5 protein-coding genes are annotated in these 6,793 nt (G+C 43.9%); 2 read left to right on the forward strand and 3 right to left on the reverse strand.

The features are described from left to right. Positions 1 to 232: 232 nt before the first annotated feature. The gene (locus tag P5683_RS21570; RefSeq protein ID WP_006626299.1) at positions 233 to 979 is read right to left on the reverse strand and encodes an RNA-guided endonuclease TnpB family protein; all 747 of its coding nucleotides are present in this window, start codon (positions 977 to 979) and stop codon (positions 233 to 235) included. Between the two features lie 124 nt (positions 980 to 1,103). On the opposite strand from P5683_RS21570, the gene glpK reads away from it, so the two are divergent. Continuing rightward, on the forward strand, positions 1,104 to 2,621 hold the full coding sequence (gene glpK, locus P5683_RS21575; protein WP_006626298.1) for a glycerol kinase GlpK: 1,518 nt from the start codon (positions 1,104 to 1,106) through the stop codon (positions 2,619 to 2,621). 84 nt (positions 2,622 to 2,705) lie between these two features. Here glpK and P5683_RS21580 read toward each other — a convergent pair whose 3' ends face one another. Beyond that, on the reverse strand, positions 2,706 to 3,476 hold the full coding sequence (locus tag P5683_RS21580; protein WP_006669725.1) for a LemA family protein: 771 nt from the start codon (positions 3,474 to 3,476) through the stop codon (positions 2,706 to 2,708). A 105-nt stretch (positions 3,477 to 3,581) separates the two neighbouring features. Between P5683_RS21580 and P5683_RS21585 the strand changes: the two genes are divergently transcribed. After that, positions 3,582 to 5,282, forward strand: a complete 1,701-nt coding sequence (locus P5683_RS21585; protein ID WP_008049910.1) for a YgcG family protein — start codon at positions 3,582 to 3,584, stop codon at positions 5,280 to 5,282. 16 nt (positions 5,283 to 5,298) lie between these two features. Here P5683_RS21585 and P5683_RS21590 read toward each other — a convergent pair whose 3' ends face one another. Next, positions 5,299 to 6,696 carry a TldD/PmbA family protein gene (locus P5683_RS21590; protein ID WP_006669723.1) on the reverse strand — a complete coding sequence of 466 codons (1,398 nt, stop codon included), beginning with the start codon at positions 6,694 to 6,696 and terminating at the stop codon, positions 5,299 to 5,301. Positions 6,697 to 6,793: the final 97 nt, after the last annotated feature.

Below are 6,793 nucleotides of genomic sequence, written 5' to 3' on the forward strand. Positions count from 1 at the left end.
GACCTGATTAGACGCTTCACCTTGGCAACCATATTGGAAGTCTCGAAGGGGGGCCAAAAAATCAGGCTGTGTTATGGGATGGCCAGGGATGCGACCCAATCAACCAAGGGGTTGAAGTCCTCACCGGGTAGTCCCCACGCCCATTTCAGCTCTATTTCATACCCGAAGGTCTCGCACCATACTTGGTATTATACCGTATTGCCGTAAAATATTAACCTAATTTGAGATTAAATCATGCTCTCAAATGCTCGCGAGCATACCGATTCCTAGCCTTGTGATAGTTCTGGGACTGAGGTTTTGCTCCTTTACGAAACTTTCGAGATTTCCGCCTATTCGCACGATTAAGCTGCTTTTCAGCTTTTCTGTAGAACTGAGGTGCCTCTATTACACTGCCATCACTGGTGGCTATGAAATATCGCAGTCCCATATCTATCCCAATAGCTTTTTGACTGGGTTTTGTCTGCACTCGACAATCTGCTTTGATGCAGAACTGAACATAGTACCCATCCGCCCGACGGACTAGCCGAACCCGCTTAATTTGTGATTCGTCATAATGGGCTAAATCATAGCTACCAATCAAGCGCAACTCGCCGATAGCAAAACCATCTGTAAACTTAATACGCTTAGGTTCAAGTAGCTTCCAGCCAGAGGTTTTGTACTCTACTGAACGAGAGTGTTTCTTAAACTTAGGATACCCTACTGGCTTGATGCCTTTCCTACAGTTCTCAAAGAACCGGCTAATTGCATTCCAAGCGCGTTCTCCTGCCGCTTGACGAGCCATCGAGTTGAGTTTTCTGGCAAAAGGAAATTCCTCAGCTAACTCTTTACAGAGTCGGCTGAGGTCGTACCTGCCAACCCCTTGGTTATCCATCCAATAGCGCAAGGCTTTGTTACGGATGAATTGAGCCGTCCGAATAGCCTCGTCTATGGCTAAAGCTGGTAGCGGTTTGGTTTTTGCCTTAAACTCAAGTACAATCATGCTGTGATGTTAGCACATCTAGCCTAAGGCGACTAAAGTCGCCGTTGTTTTTCATCCCCGCGCTGAAGCAATGGGGCTTTCAAATGATCGTGCTAGTTTCGTAAGTTTTTTCAAAGAAATGCTCATGACTACATTAAATACTCAATATATTTTAGCCCTGGATTTAGGCACAACAGGCAATCGGGCGATTTTGTTTAATGCTGAAGGTTCCATCGCAGGTCAGGCTTATAAAGAACTTACACAACATTATCCTCAACCTGGTTGGTTGGAACATGACCCGCAACAGATTTGGGAAGATACGTCAGAGATGATGCAACGGGTATTTCGGGATACGGGGATTTCTCCGACCCAAGTGCAAGCTATTGGTTTGACGGTGCAGCGCGAAACCTGTATGTTGTGGGATAAGACGACGGGAGAGCCTCTTCATAATGCGATCGTTTGGCAGGATCGCCGCACGGCTGCTAAATGCCGAGAATTAGCCGAGCAAGGAAAGGCTGAGGAAATTCAAGAACGCACAGGATTGGTGGTTGATGCCTATTTTTCGGCAACTAAATTGGCTTGGTTACTTGACTGGGTAAAACGAGAAAAGCCCCATGTTAATTTGGATAATGTCTTAGCCGGAACTGTGGATACCTGGGCGCTATGGAAACTTACGGGGGGAAAGGTTCACGCTACAGACCACAGCAACGCCAGCCGCACTATGTTAATGAATTTGGATCGGGGTGATTGGGGTCCGGTTTTGCTAGATTTGTTTGGTATTCCTCGCCATATCATGCCGGAAATTAAACCCAGTATCGGCTTTTTTGGTAAAACTGACCCGAATCTATTGGGGGTGGAAATTCCGATTACGGCTATTTTGGGAGACCAGCAGGCTGCTTTATTTGCTCACGGTTGCGACCAGCCGGGGATGTTGAAATGTACCTATGGGACGGGATGTTTTTTGATTTCTCAGACTGGGGAGATTTTGACGCGATCGCATAATCAACTTTTGTCTACTATGGCATGGACTCAACAGCAGGGAGACCGCCCGATTTCGGCAAATTATGCCCTGGAGGGGGCTATGTTTACCACCGGCGCTTGTATTCAATGGCTGCGAGATGGAATTAAATTGATTGATTCGGCGGCGGAAACTGAGGGATTGTGTCGCCAGGTTCATGATACTAATGGAGTTTATTTTGTGCCAGCCCTCAGCGGTTTGGGAGCCCCTCACTGGGATATGAGTGCTAGGGGTGCTTTTATGGGTATTACTGGCGGTGTACAGCGACAACATTTGGTGCGATCGGTTTTGGAGTCGATCGCTTATCAAGTCGGTGAGGTCGTGGAAGCTATGAATAAGGATTGTCAAACTTCTATTTCTCTGCTGAAGGTTGATGGCGGCGCTTCCCGAAATAATTTTTTGATGCAGTTTCAAGCCGATTTGTTGGGTATTCCTGTCGAACGTCCCGCCATTTTGGATGCTACCGCCCAAGGGGCAGCTTTTGGTGCGGGTTTGGCGATCGGTTTTTGGGATAGTTACCAGGATTTGATTTCTCGCCGCCAAGTCGATCGCATATTTGAACCCGGAGGAGGCTCCGCACAGGCGCGCGATCATTTTATTATGTGGACACGCGCCATCAGTAGGGCTAAAAATTGGGTTGATTAAAAATCCCTTTTTTATCATAAATATCCGATTTTGTCAACCTCCTATAGGATTAATTTTGACTAGATGGCGGTTGACTTTCTGCTTTTATTCAATCTTAGGAACCTGGGTATTTTCAGCGCGAAAAAATGGCTTTTCCTCAAAACCAAAAATAGCAGCAACTATAGAGTTAGGAAAACGTTGGAGGTATTGATTATATTCTTGGACAGTTTGGTTATATCTTTGTCTTTCAGTAGCTATGCGGTTTTCTGTCCCAGCTAATTCATACATAAGACCGATAAAAGCCGGGGAATAACCCAGTTGGGGCTGGCTGACTACATACTGATTAAATTGCCCAATAGCTAAATTCATTTCATCATTAGCTACTAATTTTTCCGATGCAGAATTGGCTTGTAAAAACTGTTCCCTCGATTCAATTAACAGGTTAATAATTTGCTGTTCGTGTTGTGCTTGCGCTTGAGTTACAGCTAATAAATTCGGAATTAAATCAGCCCGCCGCTGGAGTTGGTTTTCTACTTGACTCCAGGATGCTTGGGTTTGCTGATACCTGGCTGAAATTAAATTATAAGTAACAATAGTCCATAATACCGTTACTACTGCGAAAACTATCCCCCCTAATGTTAACCCAGATTTAAGTTGGGTGGCTTTTTGTTGGGCGATCGCTTCTAGTTGGCGCTGTTTCTCAATTTCGGCGATCGCTTTTTCGATAAATTCTGGCGGAATAGAAACCTCCGCACCCGCTTCCTGGAGTTCGGCGATCGAATAACTATCAATAGCTTCCTGATACAACCGAGAAGCCACTTCTAACACTTCTGGCGCGAGTCTTTCGGGAATATTGCTATCAGCAGCATCATTCATCAATCTTCCTCTCCCCAAAAATTAAGTTTTCTTAAAGAATTGCTCCTCTGCTGATTGTAGGTCCTTATAATATCACATAACTTGCTGATGAGTTAACCTGGAATTATGAAAATTAACAGTATCCAGCGCTACGGTCGCATTTTAGGAGTATGGTGCTTAGGAATTCTCTGTTTTAGCATCATCCTGATATCACAGCCTTCCGTCAGTTATAGTCTCACTCCCTCAGAAGTTCCTAATCCTCAAGAAGTATATGGGGGATGGGTGACAGATATGGCGAATGTTCTCAGCAATGAAACAGAAGACCGATTAAATCAGATGATTTTTGAACTCGAAGAAAAAAACGGGACCGAAATTGCTGTGGTGACAGTTCCTGAAACCGGGTCTTATCCTTCCCCTAAAGCCTTTACCACTGCACTATTTAATCATTGGGGAATTGGTAAACAGGGTCAAGATAACGGTCTTTTATTTTTAACATCTGTAGGCGATCGCCGTGTAGAAATTGAGACCGGATACGGTATTGAGAGAGTTTTACCTGATGCGAGAGTCGGGCGAATTATTGATAATCATGTAGTTCCTTATTTAAGAAATGATAATTTTAATGATGGCATTTTAGCCGGAACTCAAGCCTTAATTCAAGCCGTAGAATACCACGTTTTTGATGCCAGCCTTCAACCCCCTATAGATATCCCTAATTTAGTTTGGTTTTTGACAGGTTCAGCCGGTTTATTATCATGTACTTTTTATAATTTAGCCAGCCGTGAAGCCCAAAAACCTATTTTGGTTAAGCCTGGAGACTATCAGCGGATTACAACATTTGACCCCAGTGAAACTGGCGCTTATACTTATGTCCGCTTAGGTATATTTTGTGTATTATTTGCCTTAACTGCTATCCCCGTATTATGGATGTTGTATCGAACCCCACAATTAGCTCCATTTTCAGGGGTGGCTCTGATAGCTATATTGTTTATAATCCTGGTGGGTAAAGCGTATAAAAAAGCGTATAAAACTATCTTAGTATCAATGACCACAATTAATCAGCCCACCACAATTAATCAGCCCACCACAATTAATCAGCCCATCGGTTCAGCAATTGGCAGTATGGTATTAACTACTATGGTATTTATTGTTTCCATAACTATGGTATTACCTATGGTAGTTATTTTTTCCATACATTTCTTTGGGTGGTTAATATACTATCAAGAATCATGGATTGGCATAATTAAATCGGGAATAATTATCACATCTCTAATTAGTTTGATTGGCTGTTTTACCATCAGTTCTCAACTCATTGAATGGCGTTTTAAGAAAAACAAAAATCAGCGTTCATTCCGTCCTGTTTATAATACTGATTCACAAGTTTTCCTAGAACCCTTAGAAACCGCAGAACTCCAACCCCTATTAACAGACCATGAACAGGTAGCCGCCAAACTCGGAAATGTTAGTTTTGAGGCGTGGTGGAGTCCTGAAGTAGGCGCACTGAGTCGCGATACTATCTATCTAAAAGCCTACGTTAACAAGCCCAGCCATTCAGAATGTCCTATTGGTAAAGAATTAACCGTAACCAGCACATCACAAACCGTCGTCTCACCCACTCAATATAGTACAGGACTCCTACGGATTACCTATCAATGTGAATGTTGCAACTACAATACAAAAACCGACCACACAATTCCCAGCTTATCATCATCCTCCAGTAGTGGTGGAAGTAGCGGTAGTAGTGGTGGCAGTTTTGGTGGGGGTAGTAGTAGTGGTGGGAGTTTTGGTGGGGGTAGTAGTGGTGGGGGTGGTGCTGGTAGTGACTTTTAGGAGGCTTTTAATTAATTTATGATGCTTCTCCTCCCACAACCACATTACGGATACGCAAACTAGGACCACCGCAGCCTACAGGTAGCCCATTTTGACCTCCTTTTCCACAACCTCCCGACTCATCCCAATAGAAATCATCACCAATTTCCTCAATATCTGCCAAAGTGGTAAACACATTACCAGATAGGGTAACATCCCGGACAGGTTCCGCTAATTTTCCATTGCGAATCATACAGGCTTCTCCAGCACTAAAAGTAAACATTTCGCCGTTAGTCATTCCCCCCAACCAATTCCGTGCATAAACCCCCAATTTAATCTCACTAAACAAATCCTCGACGGGAGTATTTCCCCGTTCAATCCAAGTGTTAGTCATCCGTACTAAAGGGGGATAATGGTAATTTAAACAACGAGCATTTCCGGTGGGATTTTCTCCTAATTTACCAGCAGTTTCGCGGGAGTGTAGCCGTCCGACTAATCGCCCATCTTGGATTAATTGAGTTTTAGTAGCGGGGGTTCCTTCATCATCATAAAAATAACTACCCCGATGTCCTGCTGGGGATGCACCATCAAAAATTTGGAGGTTTTTCGGCCCAAATTCTCGCCCTAAAGTCATGACTTCCAAGAGGTCAGGATTTTCGTAAGCCATATCTGCTTCTGAAAGATGCCCAAAGGCTTCATGAACGAATAAACCGGACAAAATTGGGTCAATAACTACAGTGTAAATATTGCCCCGGACGGGAGGTAAATTAAGAGAATTAACAGCCCGTTTGGCGGCGCTGCGAACCTGATGTTCAAGTTGGGTTAGGTCTTCATAGGCTGTTCTGGAACCTGTGGTTTCTCGTCCGGTCTGGACGGTTTCTCCGTGGCGCGCTGTGGCGGCAAAACGCATTTCCATATCTACCCAACCCTGTTCTAGTAAAGTCCCCTCAGAGGTAGCTAGGAGCATCCGTTGAGTGCTATCATTATAGCTAACAGAAATGGTGGTGATTTTGTCATCAACACTGCGGAGAATTTCTCCATAGCGATCGCATAATGTCTTTTTGTCCGACAGGGGAATATGACGAGGATCGGAACCGGTCAGCGGTAAAATATAGCTATCTTCAATAATCGGAATTGGCGCGAGGATAGTTTCTTCAGTACCAATTAATCGCGCCGCCATAATTGATTCTTGAATCCGGTCTTCTAGCTTAGATAAATCATTAAAACTAGCAAAACCCCAACCGCCTCGATAACAAGCGCGTACCTGTCCCCCTAAAGACAAACCCTCGCTCAAAGTTTCAATGCGATCGCCCCTTAATAAAATATTAGTTTCCTCTGATTCCTCAATTCGGATCGCTAAATAATCCACCCGATGACGATAGCGGGTAATTAAATCCTGGACTATAGTTTTGACATCTGCAAAGGTAGTGTTCATAATAGATAACAATATTGATGAATCAGTAGGTGTTACTATAACATTATTAGAGTCATATCAACCCATTGGCCAGGGTTCAATGAATTTCCGATCACCT

The organism is Limnospira sp. PMC 1279.21 (assembly GCF_032349615.1).
GTDB classification, from domain to species: Bacteria; Cyanobacteriota; Cyanobacteriia; order Cyanobacteriales; family Microcoleaceae; genus Limnospira; species Limnospira fusiformis.